Source organism: Erwinia sp. (assembly GCF_049696395.1).
Lineage (GTDB): Bacteria > Pseudomonadota > Gammaproteobacteria > Enterobacterales > Enterobacteriaceae > Erwinia.
This window is the reverse complement of record NZ_JBAVTT010000167.1, coordinates 1-15598: the sequence shown is the minus strand read 5'-3', so window position 1 is coordinate 15598 and position 15598 is coordinate 1. Positions and strand designations below refer to the sequence as shown.

Sequence of the window (15598 nt, the reverse complement as noted above, 5' to 3'; positions counted from 1 at the left end):
CTGACCTGTGGCAAAGCGTAGCGTGTTTTTCCTTCCCGCGTGGGGGGATTTGTGGCGTGTCATTTTGTTAACCCCGTCACAAGGTGTACACTCTCTGGCTCTTGTTTAGCCACTTCCGGAACTGTTTATGAGTTATCGCATCATTGCTTTGGACCTGGACGGCACCCTGTTAACGCCGCGCAAAACCATTCTTCCCGAATCGCTGGAAGCCCTGAAAAAAGCCCAACAGGCTGGGGTGAAGGTGGCCATCGTCACCGGTCGTCATCATGTCGCTATCCATCCTTTTTATCAGGCACTGGCATTAGATACACCTGCAATCTGCTGTAATGGCACCTATTTGTATGATTATCATGCAAAAAAGGTCCTGCAAGCCGATCCGCTGCCGAAAGAGCAGGCGTTACGGGTGATTGAGATGCTGGATGAAGCCGGTATCCACGGTCTGCTGTATGTTGATGATGCCATGCTCTATCAGACCGAAACCGGTCACGTTACGCGCACCATTGACTGGGGTTTATCGCTGCCAGAAAACCAGCGCCCGGTGTTCAACAAAGTCGACAGCCTGGCGCAGGCCGCTAAAGAAGCTGGCTCGATCTGGAAGTTCGCCCTCTCCCATCCTGACACCGTAGCATTACAACATTTCGCTGAGCGTGTAGAAAAAGAGATGGGTCTGGCCTGTGAGTGGTCGTGGCACGATCAGGTGGATATCGCCAAAGCGGGCAACAGCAAAGGCAAACGCCTTGCTCAGTGGGTTGAATCAGAGGGCTTCCAGATGCGTGACGTGCTGGCCTTTGGTGATAACTACAATGACCTGAGTATGCTGGAAACGGTGGGTCTTGGTGTGGCGATGGGCAATGCGGATGAGGCAATCAAAGCCCGTGCAGGCCGGGTTATCGGCACCAACCTTGAGCCAGGCATTGCGGAAACAATCTACCGCGAAGTGCTGTGAGTCGGCGCAATAATTGAAACGCTTTTAATCTGGGCATATAACCACATGCCCGGTTTGATCATCAGTTCATCGCGAGCCCAGGGTGTGATCCGCGCCCACAGCTCGCTTTGTCCCACCAACAGCTTCACTTCAATCTGCTCGTCAATCTCCAGTAACTCCGCCACATGGGCCGGGATCACGTTACGAATACTGCTGTTAACCGGCGGTTGCAAGCTTAACGACACGTCAGCGGACTGAATGCGCAAACGCAACGGCGTTTTGGCAGGGGCTTCCACCCGACTGACCCAGATATGCTGATCGCCAAGTGACAGCGCGGTCATCGCATAATGAGGATGCTGTTCCAGTACCTGAACCCTCAGCACGCTACTCAGTTCAGACCTCGGCAACCAGGGCCTCATCGCGCTACTGGCCCAGACTTTTTCAACGCTACCCATCGCCTTCACGCTGCCGTTATCCAGCACCAGCACGTGATCAGCCAGCTGCAGGATTTCGTCCAGACTGTGGCTGACATAGAGGATTGGGGTATCCACCGTTTTAGCCAGCTTTTGCAGATACGGCAGCAGCTCACGTTTACGCGGTAAATCCAGCGAGGCCAAAGGTTCATCCATCAGCAGAATTTCGGGGGCAGTCAGTAACGCCCGTCCGATAGCAACACGCTGTTTTTCTCCGCCTGAAAGGGAAGCCGGGAAGCGTGAAAGCAGGCTTTCAATGCCCAGCAATCTGACCAGACTGTCAAATTCTGGCCGTAAACTTTTGGCCATGCCGTACTCAAGATTGCCCCGCACGCTGTAATGTGGGAACAGCCTCGCATCCTGAAAAACATAACCAATCCGCCGCTTCTCCGGCGGCAGATGCAGCTTTTTATCCGCATCGCTCAGCACGCGGCCATTCAGCACTATGCTGCCCTGTTGCGGCTTAGTCAGTCCGCCGATGGCATTAATCAGTGAGGTTTTACCCGCGCCAGAAACGCCAAAAATAGCGGTGATGCCTTTGGCTGGGAGCTGGGTGTTAAGCGTCAGCGTATGGTCACCGAGCTGCTGAGTGAAATTGAGTTCCAGCATTACAATCCCACCCTTTTCCGGCCCCAGCGGGCAAGCCATTCAGAAATCAGCAGTGAAATAAGCGCCAGCACAATGGCTATAGCACAAAGGCGCGCCGCCGCATTTTCAGCGCCAGGCGTTTCAATCAGCGTATACATTGCCGAAGGAAGCGTACGGGTTTCACCAGGAATATTAGAAACGAAGGTAATGGTGGCACCAAACTCACCCAGTGAACGGGCAAAAGCCAGCACGGTGCCAGCAATAATGCCGGGCAATGTCAGCGGCAGAGTGATAGTGAAGAAAACGCGCCAGCGCCCGGCACCTAACGTTCGTGCGGCCAGTTCCAGCTTGCTGTCCACGCCTTCCAGCGCCAGCCGGATTGCCCTGACCATCAGCGGGAAAGCAATCACCGCTGAGGCAAGTGCCGCGCCTCGCCAGCTGAAGGCGAAGGTAAAGCCAAACCAGTCATAAAGATATTCACCGATAAACCCCCGACGACCGAAGCCGATCAGCAGTAAATACCCAACCACCACCGGCGGAAGCACCAGCGGCAGGTGGATCAGGCTGTCGAGCAGGGTTTTACCCGGAAAACGGCAGCGGACCAGGATCCACGCCATCAGGATCCCAAAGGGCAAGCTGAAGATAACCGCCACTGAAGCTACTTTCAGGCTCAGGGCAACGGCCTGCCATTCGGGATCGCTAAGTATCATTATTCAGGCGTAAATCCGTAACGTTTGAACACGGCCGCAGCTTCAGGCCCTTTCAGATAGTTGTAGAAAGCGGTAACAGTGGCAGAGTTGTGATCTTTCACCATCGCCATCGGGTATTCGACAGGTTTGTGGCTGTCTTCCGGGAAGATGCCGACAACCTTCACTTTTTTACTGGCTACAGCATCAGAGCCATACACAATGCCGTACGGTGCTTCATTACGCTCTACCAACGCCAGCGCGACACGCACGCTGTTTCCCGGCGCCAGCTGGGTGGATAACGTCTCCCAGGCACCGAGGTTTTGTAACGCTTCTTTGGCGTAAATACCGGCTGGTACATGATCAGGATCGCCCACTGACAGACGTTGTCCTTTCAACAGACTTTTCCAGTCAGTATTTTTTGAAATAGTAACCTGCTGCGGATGGGTTTCGGCAGGCGCCACCAGCACTAATTCGTTACCAAGCAGGGTAAAACGGCTGGCGTCATCCATGGTTTTTTTCTGCACGGCGTAGTCCATCCACTGCTGGTCAGCAGAGATAAACAGATCCGCCGGAGCACCCTGCTCAATCTGGCGCGCCAGCGTTGAGGATGAGGCGAAGGAGGAAACCACCTGAAGGTTTTTTCCTTTCTGGTAGCTGTCGCCAATTTCCTGCAGAGCATTGGTCAGTGAAGCAGCAGCAAACACAGTGATTTTATCAGCGGCAACCGCGTGGCCCGCAAAGCTGGCGCTGAGCACAGCACCAACGAAGAAATGGCGAATTTTTACAGACATGGTGTTCTCCAGAGGGTTCGTTATGTAGTTCGTAATATAACGATTTTATCTACCCTGTCATGGAGTTTATCGGTTGGAAGGAGGAAAAACTTAAGGAGAATCATAAAAACGAACGCCCGGCAGATGCCGGGCGTTTCAGGAAGGGTTACTGACGGGACTGACCCGGTTGATCCTTTTTATGACCAACTTTGGAGATAACGTTAAACACTTCACCCAGTCCCCAAATCAGACCGAGGATAATCGCCATCACTACAGGCACCATCAGGATTGCTTCGCCAAGACCTATTAGTAACTCAAGCATGGTAGCCTCCATTGCAGCTTAAAAAAGCCATTGTATCCACAGCCAAAAAAAGTGCACTGCCCTTTTGTGCCTTTTACCTGTTTTTACGCCCGGCCAGCCAAAGGTGTACACTTCACCCCATCCTTATTTTTCCCGGAGCTAACGCCACTATGCAGGCAGAACTTTCCCTGATCCTGAAACTACAGCAACGGCTGTTCGCCGACCCCAGGCGCATTGAGCTGCTGAAGCAGGTTCAACAGACTGGCTCGATCAGCCAGGGAGCCAAACTCGCCGGGATCAGCTACAAAAGCGCCTGGGATGCGATTAACGAGATGAATGGGCTGGCTGACCGCACGTTGGTTGAACGTGCTACCGGCGGGAAAGGCGGCGGCGGCGCGAAAGTCACGCCTTATGGCGAGCGGCTTATTCAGCTGTTTGCGTTGATGGAACAGATCCAGCAAAAGGCCTTTGATGTTTTGCAGGATGATGTGCCGTTGGGGAGCCTGTTGGGCGCCATCGCCCGCTTCTCGCTGCAAACCAGCGCCCGCAATCAGCTTTTTGGCACCCTTATCGACCGCGACGATCGCACTGTTGTGCAACACGTTGAAGTTCTGCTGGCCGATGGCATCACAAAAATCACCGTCGCGCTAACCGAACATAGTGCTAATCGCCTTGCGCTTACCAGCGGCAAAGAAGTGCTGGTACTGATCAAAGCGCCCTGGATTGACGTGACTACCGGCGCTTCACAAGCCGATAACCAGCTCAGCGGCACCGTTAGCAAGATTGAACAGGGAGAGAGCCAGAGCGAAGTGTTGATCGCCCTTCCCGGCGGAGAAACGCTTTGCGCTACGCTGACTAACGAACGTGTGGCGGAGCAAAAACTGCAGCAGGAGATGCCAGTCACAGCACATTTTAATGCTGATAAGGTGATTATCGCCACGCTGCTCTGAAACGGGCAACGGCATTTGACAGCGAGGGCATTGCAGATCCATAGTTTTGCTTACAATGCATAAAATGGAATGAACAATGTCTACGTTGCAAATTTCGCAAGGCACGTTTCACCTTAATGAGACTAAAAATCTGACTCTTAAAGCCTTAACCCTGCAGGCTGGCGAGAGTTGGGCCTTTGTTGGCGCCAACGGCAGCGGGAAATCTTCGCTGGCACGCGTGCTGGCTGGTGAACTTAACCCGGCTAAAGGCCAGTTAACCAGCAGCTTCGTTCGCCCTGTCCGCCTTTCCCTTGAGCAGTTGCAAAAACTGGTAGCGGAAGAGTGGACGCGCAATAACACCGATTTGCTCAGCCCGGGTGAAGACGATACCGGTCGCACCACCGCCGAAATCATTCAGGAAAATGCCAAAGATCCTCTGCGCTGCCAGCAGCTGGCGGCGTTATTTGGCATCACTCGTCTGTTAGAACGTCGCTTCAAATACCTCTCCACCGGTGAAACCCGTAAAACCTTGCTGTGCCAGACGTTGATGTCTCAACCAGACCTGCTGGTGCTGGATGAGCCTTTTGACGGGTTGGATGTAGATTCCCGCGCTAACCTGGCTCAGGTGCTGGCGGAACTTCACCAGCAAAACTGCACGCTGGTGCTGGTGCTGAACCGTTTTGATGATATCCCGGACTTTATCGACCAGGTGGGTGTGCTGGCTGAATGCACGCTGACCCATCTTGGCCCTCGTCGCGAAATTCTGGCCGAAGCTTTAGTCGCCCAGTTGGCCCACAGCGAGCAGCTTGCAGGCATGGCGCTGCCGGAAGCGGATGACGCAGCCAGTAAACCGCCACTGGTGGCTGGCGATCCGCTGATTGTGCTGCGTGATGGCGTGGTCTCTTACAACGATAAGCCGATCCTTAATCATCTGAGCTGGGAAGTGAGAGCAGGCCAACACTGGCAGATTGTTGGCCCAAATGGTGCAGGAAAATCCACGCTGCTCAGTCTGGTCACCGGTGACCATCCGCAGGGTTACAGCAACGATTTAACGCTGTTTGGCCGCCGTCGCGGCAGCGGTGAAACCATCTGGGACATTAAACAGCATATCGGCTACGTCAGCAGCAGCCTGCACCTTGATTATCGGGTCAGCAGCAGCGTACGCAACGTGATCCTCTCGGGCTATTTTGACTCGATTGGCATTTATCAGGCGGTGTCCGATCGCCAACACTCGCTGGCCAGGCAGTGGTTGCATCTGTTGGGGATGGAAAAACTGGGTGATGCGCCCTTCCATGGTCTTTCATGGGGCCAGCAACGCCTGGTGCTGATTGCCCGGGCGTTGGTTAAGCATCCGGCATTGCTGATCCTTGATGAACCTTTACAGGGTCTGGATCCGATCAACCGCCAGCTGGTTCGCCGTTTTGTCGATGTGCTGATTGGCGAAGGCGAAACGCAGCTATTGTTCGTCTCCCACCATGCCGAAGACGCGCCGCACTGTATTACCGATCGTCTGACTTTTGTCGCAGAGGGCGAGAGCTATCGCTATCAGTGGGACAAAACGATGTAAGCGCTACCACTAATTATGGATTGCGGTGAGGCCCGCATGGATTATTTTGCCGTTTTTACTGATAGTTCGGATTATTCAACTTGTGTAAACGATTCCATTTATACAAACTTGATCACGCTTTAATTCTCCGCGCTGTGCTATTTTTCTTTGAGCTATTGACGCATAAAGAAGGTTATCAGGACTCAACATGCAAAAATTTAATCCGGTCGATCACCCGCATCGGCGCTATAACCCCCTGTCAGATCAGTGGATTCTGGTTTCTCCTCACCGCGCCAAACGCCCATGGCAAGGCGCGCAGGAAACCGCTTCCCAGGAAAAACTGCCCGCGCACGACCCGGACTGCTTCCTCTGTCCTGGTAATACCCGTGTCACTGGCGATAAAAATCCCGATTACAGCAGCACTTATGTCTTCACCAACGATTTTGCGGCGCTGATGACCGATACGCCAGACGCGCCTGAAAGCGAAGATATGCTGATGCGTTGTGAAAGCGCGCGCGGCACCAGCCGGGTAATTTGCTTCTCCCCGGATCACAGCAAAACCCTGCCTGAACTGACGCTGGCAGGCATTGAGCAGGTGGTCAGGACCTGGCAGGAACAAACTGCCGAGCTGGGGCAACATTATCCCTGGGTGCAGGTTTTCGAAAACAAAGGCGCGGCGATGGGCTGCTCCAACCCGCATCCGCACGGCCAGATGTGGGCCAACAGCTTCCTGCCGAATGAAGTGAAACGCGAAGACGATTTGCAACGCGCTTACTTTGAGCAGCACGGCTCGCCAATGCTGGTCGATTACACCAGCCGTGAGCTGAAGGATGGCAGCCGTACCGTGGTTGAAACCGAACACTGGCTGGCCGTGGTGCCCTGGTGGGCTGCATGGCCATTCGAAACCCTGCTGCTGCCAAAAGCGCACATTAAACGCCTGGTCGATCTGACCGATGAGCAGCGTGCCGATCTGGCGCTGGCGTTGAAAAAACTGACCAGTCGTTATGACAACCTGTTCCAGTGTTCCTTCCCGTATTCGATGGGCTGGCACGCCGCGCCCTTCAACGGTGAAGCCAACGATCACTGGCAGTTACATGCCCATTTCTATCCGCCGCTGCTGCGTTCCGCTACGGTGCGTAAATTTATGGTTGGCTATGAAATGCTGGCCGAAACCCAACGTGATTTAACCGCGGAACAGGCTGCCGAACGTCTGCGTTCCGTCAGTGATATTCATTTCCGCGAGACGGGAGCATAACAATGACTTTACAGACCTCTACCCACAAACTTTTCCAGGAAAAGTTTGGCTACGCTGCTGACCACACCATCCAGGCCCCTGGTCGCGTTAACCTGATCGGCGAACACACCGATTACAATGATGGCTTCGTGCTGCCTTGTGCGATCGATTACCAAACCGTGATTGCCTGCGCTAAGCGTGACGATCGTCAGGTGCGCGTCATCGCTGCAGATTACGACAATCAGCAGGATATTTTCTCGCTGGACGAGCCGATTGAACCGCTGAACGATCAGATGTGGTCCAACTATGTTCGCGGCGTAGTGAAGCACCTGCAGAAGCGTAATAAAGACTTTGCTGGTGTGGATATGGTGATTGCTGGTGATGTGCCTCAGGGCGCGGGGCTCAGCTCATCCGCTTCACTGGAAGTGGCTGTCGGCACCGTCTTCCAGCAGTTGTATGGTCTGCCGTTAGACGGCGCAGAGATTGCGGTGAACGGCCAGGAAGCGGAGAACCAGTTTGTTGGCTGTAACTGCGGCATCATGGATCAGCTAATTTCGGCGCTGGGCAAAAAAGATCACGCCATGTTGCTGGACTGCCGCACGCTGGGTACGCGCCCGGTGCCAATGCCGGAAGATATTGCCGTAGTGATCATCAACACCAATTTCCGCCGCAGCCTGGTCGGCAGCGAATATAACGTTCGCCGCGAACAGTGCGAGGCTGGCGCGAAGTTCTTTGGTCAGACTTCTCTGCGTGACGTAGCGCTGGAGCAGTTCAGAGCCTCTGAAGATAAACTCGACCCGGTCGTCGCGAAACGCGTGCGCCACGTGCTGACCGAAAATGCCCGTACGCTGGAAGCCGCCGACGTGCTGGCAAGCGGTGATTTAGCTCGCCTGGCCGTGCTGATGGCAGAGTCTCATGCTTCAATGCGTGATGACTTTGAAATCACCGTGCCGCCTGTAGATATGCTGGTTGAAATTGTTAAAGAGTCGCTGGGCGATCGTGGCGGCGTGCGTATGACCGGTGGCGGTTTCGGTGGCTGTGTTGTGGCGTTGATGCCACTGGATATGGTGGATAAAGTAAAAGCCGCCGTTGAGCAGCAGTACGAAGCCAAATCCGGCATCAAAGAGACCTTCTACGTCTGTAAAGCCTCTGAAGGAGCGGGTCAATGTTAGCAGAACCCACTTCTAAGGCACCGGATGGTCAGCCGTGGCATATCACCACGCTACGCAATGCTGGCGGCATGGTCGCTACTTTTATGGGGTGGGGCGCAACCTGGCTTTCAGCCCGCGTGCCAATGAAAGATGGCACAGTGCGCGAAGCGCTGCTCGGGTGTGCAACGCCGTCTGATTATCTGCATCAGTCTGCTTACCTTGGCGCCACCGTTGGCCGCTATGCCAACCGCATTGCCAACGCCACCTTCAGTGCCGAAGGCCAGACCTGGCAGGTTTCCCCCAATCAGGGGCCGCATCAGCTGCATGGTGGACCGGAAGGGTTCAGCAGCCGTCGCTGGCAGATCGTCCGCCAGACAGAGCAGGAAGTGGAATATAAGCTCGACTCGCCCGATGGCGATCAGGGCTATCCTGGTAACCTGTTGGTTACCCTGCTCTACCGCCTGGAAGATGACAATACGCTGAGCATCCAGTATCAGGCTGAAACAGACAAAGCCTGTCCGGTGAACCTGACCAACCATGCCTATTTTAATCTTGACGCTCAGCATGGCGATGCACGCGATCATCAGTTGCAGCTCAATGCCGATCGGTATCTGCCTGTAGACAGTGAAGGCATTCCGAATGCCGGTCTGAAAGCCGTAGCAGGCACCAGCTTCGACTTCCGCCAGCCGAAAACGGTAGCCGCAGAGTTTCTGCAGGACGACGACCAGCGTGCGGTGAAGGGCTATGACCATGCCTACCTGTTGAACACCAAAGACGAAAGCCAACCGGCGGCGGAGCTCTGGTCTGCAGATGGTCAGCTCAGGCTGAGCGTGTTTACTTCTGCCCCAGCGCTGCAATTTTACTCAGGTAATTATCTGCAAGGCACCCCAGCTCGTGAGCAGGGCGTCTATAATGCCTTTCAGGGGATTGCACTGGAGAGCGAGTTTTTACCCGACTCGCCGAATCATCCCGAATGGCCGCAGCCTGACTGCTGGCTTAAACCGGGTGAATCGTATCAGTCGATTACGCGCTACCGCCTGACAGCGGTTTGATTCAGCGCATGAAAAACGCGCATCAGAGAGGCTGCAGGCTTACGCGGTGCGCAGATTTCCGCTATGGTAATGGCCTATAAAAATTGCCGCCAGGGTGCTACGGGCAATTTACGGTTTACCATTATCATAGAAACGTCAGATTATTAAGGAGTTAAGCTATGGCTGTAACTAAGCTGGTTCTGGTACGTCACGGCGAAAGCCAGTGGAATAATGAAAACCGCTTTACCGGTTGGTACGATGTTGACCTGTCCGATAAAGGCCGTACCGAAGCGAAAGCCGCAGGTCAGCTGCTGAAAAAAGAAGGGTTCACCTTCGATTTCGCTTACACCTCCGTGCTGAAACGTGCCATCCACACGCTGTGGAATATCCTGGACGAAGTTGACCAGGTGTGGCTGCCAGTAGAGAAATCCTGGCGTCTGAACGAGCGTCACTACGGTGCGCTGCAGGGTCTGGATAAAGCCGAAACCGCACAGAAATACGGTGATGAGCAGGTTAAGCAGTGGCGTCGCGGCTTCGCGGTAACCCCGCCAGAGCTGGATCGTGCTGATGAACGCTTCCCTGGCCATGACCCACGTTATGCTTCACTGTCTGCTGAGCAGCTGCCTACCACTGAAAGCCTGGCACTGACCATCGACCGCGTGTTGCCTTACTGGAATGAGTCCATTCTGCCGCGCATGAAAAGCGGCGAGAAAGTGATCATCGCTGCTCACGGTAACTCTCTGCGTGCGCTGGTGAAATACCTGGATAACATGAGCGAAGAAGCCATCCTTGAACTGAATATCCCTACTGGCGTGCCATTGGTGTATGAGTTTGATGAAAACTTCAAACCTATCAAACATTACTATCTGGGTGATGCTGACGAGATTGCTGCAAAAGCAGCAGCCGTTGCAAACCAGGGTAAAGCCAAGTAATTCCCTCCCCTTCCTTCGGGATAAGAGTGAATGCTGAGCATAAAAAATCCGCCGAAAGGCGGATTTTTTTATGGGCCGAAACTGAGGCGGGTCATTCTGCCCGGCGAACATTTCTCCCCGGGCGGATAACACCTTAGCTTAGATGCCGCGACGAGACTGGACAGCATCAGCAAGCTGACGAAGGACTTTCTCAGTGTCTTCCCAACCAATACAGGCATCGGTGACGCTCTTACCGTAGACCAGCGGTTCGCCGCTTTCCAGACTCTGGTTGCCTTCCACCAGATGGCTCTCGATCATCACGCCAATAATCGCTTTGTCGCCACCAGCAATTTGCTGTGACACGTCATCAGACACCACCAGCTGTTTCTGGAACTGCTTGCTGCTGTTAGCGTGGCTGAAGTCGATCATCACCTGAGGATCCAAACCTGCTTTCTCCAGGCCGGATTTTACTGCGCTCACGTGATGGGCACTGTAATTGGGCTCTTTGCCACCGCGAAGGATGATATGGCAATCGCCGTTGCCACTGGTTTCAACAATGGCAGAGTGACCGTATTTGGTCACAGACAGGAAGCAGTGCGGCGCGCTGGCAGCATTAATAGCATCGATAGCCACTTTAATGGTGCCGTCAGTGCCGTTCTTGAAGCCTACCGGGCAGGAAAGGCCCGAAGAGAGCTCACGGTGAACCTGCGATTCTGTGGTACGCGCACCTATCGCTCCCCAGCTCATCAGGTCAGCCATATATTGTGGGGTGATCATATCCAGGAATTCACCCGCTGCAGGCAAACCGGAGTCATTGATGTCCAGCAGCAGCTTACGGGCTATGCGCAGACCGTCGTTGATCTGGTAGCTGTTGTCCATATGCGGATCGTTAATCAACCCTTTCCAGCCCACCGTAGTCCGCGGCTTTTCAAAATAAACGCGCATCACCACTTCTAAAGAATCACTTAACTCTTCACGCAAAGTCAGCAAGCGGGCGGCATATTCTTTGGCAGCCTTGGTGTCATGAATGGAGCAAGGCCCAATCACCACCAATAAACGATCGTCGGTCTTTTTAAGAATATTATGAATAGCCTGACGGGAGTCGGAAACGGTTTTAGCCGCCATGTCCGTGGCAGGATACTTTTCAAGCAGAGCAACAGGGGGGAGAAGTTCTTTTATCTCTTTGATTCTTAAGTCATCATTCTGATAATTCATCATCTTTCCAGTATTTTTAAAAGCCGTTTTGCACACTACGCGCATCACGACCAATTTATCTTGTGCGCACTGTGCTGTAAATCGGCTTTGGTCAACTTCTTGCGCGTTAAAGTTGCTGTTTTCCGATCCTGAACTACACTTTTAAACGTTGATACTTAAAAAAAACGCATAAAGATCACTAACTTTAGCTTTAGTGATTGTTGTGCTGAATGTATTTCGAACACTTCGAATTTTTTATTCAAACCGCTTTTTTAATCGGGTTTGGTTCGACAATATTCACACCTTAACGGAGCATAATGATGAATAAGTTTGCAATCGTATTCCTGACAGCAGCGATGACATTGGGTAGCGGCGCGGCAATGGCTGAGTCGTCCAACAACGGCACATCTAATCAGGCAGCAGATGCCGGTGCGGCGGCGGGCGGTGCAGCGCAAAAAATCGCCCCTAATGGCGTGGACAATAGCAAAATCAATAATACCGGTGATGCTACCAGCGGCACGCACAAATCCATGGAACATCACAAGAAGATGAGCGCTGAGCAGATCCATAAAAACAGCCAGTGCAAAGACGGTAAATGTCCGGACATCAATAAAAAAGTGGGCCCGGACGCGAAAACCAAAACTGATGGCACCACACAGTAATTTGGTACAGCAGAGTAAATCCGTCAGTGAAGGAGAGCTCAGGCTCTCCTTTTTTGCGTTTGTTTGCTTCCCCGGTCCATTACGCTATTCTTGCAGGCTCTGATTTCCCCCGGATAAATTCATGGTAACGCTGCTGCTGATAGACGATCACCCGCTGGTGCAGGTTGCACTTGAAGCGGCACTGACTCGTGCCCCCTTCCCTTTTACTTTGCTGGCAGCCGAAGATGAACATCGCGCTCATGAACTGCTCGCCAATAACGCTGTGGAAGTCGTGGTGCTGGATATCGGGCTACCGGACAGTGATGGTCTGCAACTGCTGAAATTTATTCGTCGCCGCTTCCCTGACCTGCCCGTGATTATCTACTCCGCGCAGGAAGAACGTTTGTATCAGCGTCTGGCTGAAGCTGCTGGCGCAACTGGCTACGTTGCCAAACGACAGCCGGTGCCGCAACTGCTCTCTGCCATTCTGGCCGTATTAGGCGGCCAGCAGGCATTTCCAGCCAGCAGCGAGAATGAAAGCCCTCCAGGCGTACTGACCAGCAAAGAGCAGCAAATTCTGGCACTACTGGCGCGCGGACTCTCTAATTTGCAGATTGCCGAGCAGCTTAATATCAGCAACAAAACCGTCAGCACCCATAAAAAAAACATCATGGATAAAACCGGGGCCAGCTCAGTGGTTGAACTGGCGGGATTGTGGAAATCGCAGCAGTGACATATCGCCTGCTCCTGACCTTTCTTCTGTTACTTTGCCTGCCAGCTTCGGCAGCGTTAAGGCCCATCAGCAGCGTACTCTTGCCTCAGGAGATGATGCCGCTGGAGCAACCTTCGCAGTGGCAGGAAAAGCCCTTACGCGTGGGTATCCTGCGGGATAACAGCACGCCCTGGAATATGGTGGTCGGCAAAGACCTTTATGGCATCAATGCTGACTATCTGGTGGCGTTGATGCAAACCACCGGCATGAAGTTTCAGGTAGAAGATTATCCGGACTGGCAGGCATTGCGCCAGGCTCTGCAACAAGGAAAGCTGGAGATGGCGTTTGGCGTGCCACGGCAGACTCTGGAAAAAGGGATGAGCGCCACCCAACCCTGGTTTACCAGCCCTTTGCGTATTTACCGCAGCCGTGAAAATCTCAGGCCGGTGATGTTTAACTCTGCCGATGCCCAAATCACTATCAGCAGGTCAACCTTTGCACTGCTCGATCCGGCGTTCGCCCGCCAGCATCACTGGCAGGTGGTGGATAATGATCTGCAGGCGCTGTATGCCTTGCTGAATATGAAAAGCGATTATGTGATAGCCGATGAAACCAGCGCCGGGTTTCTGCTGAGCCAGCTGCAACAGGGCCAAATTTATCAACTGGCCTCCCCGCTCGATCCCGGTGAACTTCGTTTGCAGGCCATTACGACCCATGCGGCCTTAACCGATCTGCTTGACAGGGCCATTCGTCAGTTACCGATGGAAGTGATCAACGGTATTCAGGGGCGCTGGAGCAGCCAGCTACCGCGTTATCAGGACACCAATACCGCCCATTTAACACCGATGGAGCGCAGCTGGACAGAGCAACATCCGCTGGTGACCTATGCGGCGATCAGCGATGACTATCCCTGGAGTTACCGCGCGGCAAACGGCCAACCAAGTGGCTACAGCGTTGAGCTACTGAATATTATTGGTCAGAACACTGGCCTGCGTTTTCAGCCCTGGTGGGTGAGCAATGCTGAACAGGCTCAGGCGCTGGTGGATCAGGGCCGGGCCATGATTCAGTTGACGCTGCCACTGACCGGCGACGATGCGATGCGCAGCAATACTCTGCCGATCTGGCGTGCGCTTTGGGGCGTGTACGTTGGGCAGATGTCACGCCCGGTGACCAGCTGGGAACAGCTCAAGGGCCAGAAAGTCGGCATCCGGCGCGGTGATATCGCTCGTGGGCTGGTGCCCGCAGGTATCAATATCGTGACGTTTGAAGACAGTAAAACGCTGTATGACGCGCTGGCTAACGGGCAGATTGAAGCGCTCGTGGACAACGTGATGTCTGCCCGCGGGCTGATCCAGTCGCGCTACAGTGAGGCTTTGCGCCTGGCATTTGCCGCGAGTGATACTGCCTGGCCGATTACGCTTGGCGTCAGCCCTGCTTTCCCGCTGTTGAGAACGCTGCTGAATACCAGCCTGCAACAAATCCCGGCCGATACGCAGCAGCGCATGCGGGAAAACTGGAGCAACAACAGCTCTGTGCTCTCCGACAGCGGCGAAAATCAGATGCGGCCCATCTCGTTGTTTGTGCTGATTGCCGCGCTCTTTGCCATTGTCTTTTTACTGGTTCTGCTCCTAAGACGTTATCTTGAACAGCGTCGTGAACGGTTGCAACGCAGGCAACTGGAGCTGGAGCGCGAAGAGGCCGAACGGGCAAATCAGATGAAAAGTCAGTTTCTGGCTACCGTCAGCCATGAGCTGCGCACGCCAATGCAGGCTATTTTGGGCCTGCTGGAAGTGGAAGTTTCCCGTCAGCCTGCCAGCAGGAACCTCAACGTGATCCACAGCAGCGCTTCCACCCTGCTGACCTTGCTGAACGATCTGCAGGATCACGCCAAACTGGAAAGCAACAGCTTCACTCTGGTGCCGCAGCCGCTCGATCCGGCCAAATGGCTAAGTCGCCTGGCGGATTTTTATCATCCTTTGATGAGAAGTAATGGCCCGGTGTTCCGGGTAGACATTCTCCCACCGTTACCTGGCCTGATCCTGATTGACGGGCAACGGTTGCAGCAAATTGCCACTAACCTGATCAGTAATGCGATCAAATTCACCCGGCAGGGAGAGATCCGCGTCACGCTTGGGGCCGAAAACGATCGCCTGCGCTTACAGGTGATCGACAGCGGCAGCGGAATTCCGCTTCAGGAACAGGCAAGGCTGTTTGAACCCTGGTATCAGACGCCTTCCGGCCGTCAACTTTCCGTGCAGGGCAGCGGCCTTGGCCTGTCGATTTGCAAAGAGATCGTCGCCCGAATGTCAGGAGAGATCCTGCTGGACTCCACGCCGGATCGAGGGACAACGCTGACCGTGCTTTTCCCTTTACAGATCGTCACTGCGGATCCCGCAATGACAGAACCGCCAGCCGTTCGTTCCCCTGGCATGCCGGTCACCGTGCAGCGCGTGGCGGTAGTGGATGATCATCCGACTAATCTGCTGGTGATGCAGCAGCAGCT

General features: G+C 54.0%; 15 protein-coding genes. 10 read left to right on the top strand and 5 right to left on the bottom strand.

The window, feature by feature from the left end; genetic code table 11:
* Positions 1-127: 127 nt before the first annotated feature.
* Positions 128-946, top strand: a complete 819-nt coding sequence (locus WCC56_RS19570; protein WP_424693991.1) for a pyridoxal phosphatase — start codon at positions 128-130, stop codon at positions 944-946.
* Here WCC56_RS19570 and modC read toward each other — a convergent pair.
* From modC to WCC56_RS19550, 4 genes are all read right to left on the bottom strand, one after another.
* On the bottom strand, positions 928-2007 hold the full coding sequence (gene modC / locus WCC56_RS19565) for a molybdenum ABC transporter ATP-binding protein ModC (RefSeq protein ID WP_424693990.1): 1080 nt from the start codon (positions 2005-2007) through the stop codon (positions 928-930). The genes WCC56_RS19570 and modC overlap by 19 nt on opposite strands.
* The gene (gene modB, locus WCC56_RS19560; protein ID WP_424693989.1) at positions 2007-2696 is read right to left on the bottom strand and encodes a molybdate ABC transporter permease subunit; all 690 of its coding nucleotides are present in this window, start codon (positions 2694-2696) and stop codon (positions 2007-2009) included. The genes modC and modB overlap by 1 nt, the downstream gene beginning before the upstream one ends.
* The gene (gene modA, locus WCC56_RS19555) at positions 2696-3466 is read right to left on the bottom strand and encodes a molybdate ABC transporter substrate-binding protein (RefSeq protein WP_424693988.1); all 771 of its coding nucleotides are present in this window, start codon (positions 3464-3466) and stop codon (positions 2696-2698) included. Before modA ends, modB begins: the two co-directional genes overlap by 1 nt.
* 145 nt (positions 3467-3611) lie before the next feature.
* Positions 3612-3767, bottom strand: a complete 156-nt coding sequence (locus WCC56_RS19550; protein WP_424693987.1) for an AcrZ family multidrug efflux pump-associated protein — start codon at positions 3765-3767, stop codon at positions 3612-3614.
* A 149-nt stretch (positions 3768-3916) separates the two neighbouring features.
* Here WCC56_RS19550 and modE point away from each other — a divergent pair, with 149 nt between their 5' ends.
* From modE to gpmA, 6 genes are all read left to right on the top strand, one after another.
* On the top strand, positions 3917-4696 hold the full coding sequence (gene modE, locus WCC56_RS19545; protein WP_424693986.1) for a molybdenum-dependent transcriptional regulator: 780 nt from the start codon (positions 3917-3919) through the stop codon (positions 4694-4696).
* Between the two features lie 76 nt (positions 4697-4772).
* A complete protein-coding gene (gene modF, locus WCC56_RS19540) occupies positions 4773-6242 on the top strand; it encodes a molybdate ABC transporter ATP-binding protein ModF (RefSeq protein ID WP_424693985.1) in 1470 nt (489 codons plus the stop codon).
* Positions 6243-6429: 187 nt separating this feature from the next.
* A complete protein-coding gene (galT, locus tag WCC56_RS19535) occupies positions 6430-7476 on the top strand; it encodes a galactose-1-phosphate uridylyltransferase (RefSeq protein ID WP_424693984.1) in 1047 nt (348 codons plus the stop codon).
* A gap of 2 nt (positions 7477-7478) precedes the next feature.
* Positions 7479-8627 carry a galactokinase gene (gene galK, locus WCC56_RS19530; protein WP_424693983.1) on the top strand — a complete coding sequence of 383 codons (1149 nt, stop codon included), beginning with the start codon at positions 7479-7481 and terminating at the stop codon, positions 8625-8627.
* Positions 8621-9658, top strand: coding sequence for a galactose-1-epimerase (gene galM / locus WCC56_RS19525; protein WP_424693982.1), 1038 nt, complete (start codon positions 8621-8623; stop codon positions 9656-9658). The genes galK and galM overlap by 7 nt, the downstream gene beginning before the upstream one ends.
* Before the next feature lie 158 nt (positions 9659-9816).
* The gene (gene gpmA / locus WCC56_RS19520) at positions 9817-10569 is read left to right on the top strand and encodes a 2,3-diphosphoglycerate-dependent phosphoglycerate mutase (protein ID WP_424693981.1); all 753 of its coding nucleotides are present in this window, start codon (positions 9817-9819) and stop codon (positions 10567-10569) included.
* A 138-nt stretch (positions 10570-10707) separates the two neighbouring features.
* Here gpmA and aroG read toward each other — a convergent pair whose 3' ends face one another.
* On the bottom strand, positions 10708-11763 hold the full coding sequence (gene aroG / locus WCC56_RS19515) for a 3-deoxy-7-phosphoheptulonate synthase AroG (protein WP_424693980.1): 1056 nt from the start codon (positions 11761-11763) through the stop codon (positions 10708-10710).
* Positions 11764-12059: 296 nt separating this feature from the next.
* On the opposite strand from aroG, the gene WCC56_RS19510 reads away from it, so the two are divergent.
* The 3 genes from WCC56_RS19510 to WCC56_RS19500 all read left to right on the top strand — a co-directional run.
* The gene (locus WCC56_RS19510) at positions 12060-12404 is read left to right on the top strand and encodes a YbgS-like family protein (protein WP_424693979.1); all 345 of its coding nucleotides are present in this window, start codon (positions 12060-12062) and stop codon (positions 12402-12404) included.
* A gap of 121 nt (positions 12405-12525) precedes the next feature.
* Complete coding sequence (locus WCC56_RS19505) at positions 12526-13116, top strand: response regulator (RefSeq protein WP_424693978.1); 591 nt, start codon at positions 12526-12528, stop codon at positions 13114-13116.
* Positions 13113-15598, top strand: a 2486-nt coding sequence (locus tag WCC56_RS19500; RefSeq protein WP_424693977.1) for an ATP-binding protein, incomplete at its 3' end; no start/stop codon positions are given. The genes WCC56_RS19505 and WCC56_RS19500, both read left to right, overlap by 4 nt.

Excerpts from the sequence above, each read along its gene's own strand:
- WCC56_RS19570 (WP_424693991.1), top strand. The coding sequence starts at position 128 with ATGAGTTATCGCATCATTGCTTTGGACCTGGACGGCACCCTGTTAACG.
- modC (WP_424693990.1), bottom strand. The coding sequence starts at position 2,007 with ATGCTGGAACTCAATTTCACTCAGCAGCTCGGTGACCATACGCTGACG.
- modB (WP_424693989.1), bottom strand. The coding sequence starts at position 2,696 with ATGATACTTAGCGATCCCGAATGGCAGGCCGTTGCCCTGAGCCTGAAA.
- modA (WP_424693988.1), bottom strand. The coding sequence starts at position 3,466 with ATGTCTGTAAAAATTCGCCATTTCTTCGTTGGTGCTGTGCTCAGCGCC.
- WCC56_RS19550 (WP_424693987.1), bottom strand. The coding sequence starts at position 3,767 with ATGCTTGAGTTACTAATAGGTCTTGGCGAAGCAATCCTGATGGTGCCT.
- modE (WP_424693986.1), top strand. The coding sequence starts at position 3,917 with ATGCAGGCAGAACTTTCCCTGATCCTGAAACTACAGCAACGGCTGTTC.
- modF (WP_424693985.1), top strand. The coding sequence starts at position 4,773 with ATGTCTACGTTGCAAATTTCGCAAGGCACGTTTCACCTTAATGAGACT.
- galT (WP_424693984.1), top strand. The coding sequence starts at position 6,430 with ATGCAAAAATTTAATCCGGTCGATCACCCGCATCGGCGCTATAACCCC.
- galK (WP_424693983.1), top strand. The coding sequence starts at position 7,479 with ATGACTTTACAGACCTCTACCCACAAACTTTTCCAGGAAAAGTTTGGC.
- galM (WP_424693982.1), top strand. The coding sequence starts at position 8,621 with ATGTTAGCAGAACCCACTTCTAAGGCACCGGATGGTCAGCCGTGGCAT.
- gpmA (WP_424693981.1), top strand. The coding sequence starts at position 9,817 with ATGGCTGTAACTAAGCTGGTTCTGGTACGTCACGGCGAAAGCCAGTGG.
- aroG (WP_424693980.1), bottom strand. The coding sequence starts at position 11,763 with ATGAATTATCAGAATGATGACTTAAGAATCAAAGAGATAAAAGAACTT.
- WCC56_RS19510 (WP_424693979.1), top strand. The coding sequence starts at position 12,060 with ATGATGAATAAGTTTGCAATCGTATTCCTGACAGCAGCGATGACATTG.
- WCC56_RS19505 (WP_424693978.1), top strand. The coding sequence starts at position 12,526 with ATGGTAACGCTGCTGCTGATAGACGATCACCCGCTGGTGCAGGTTGCA.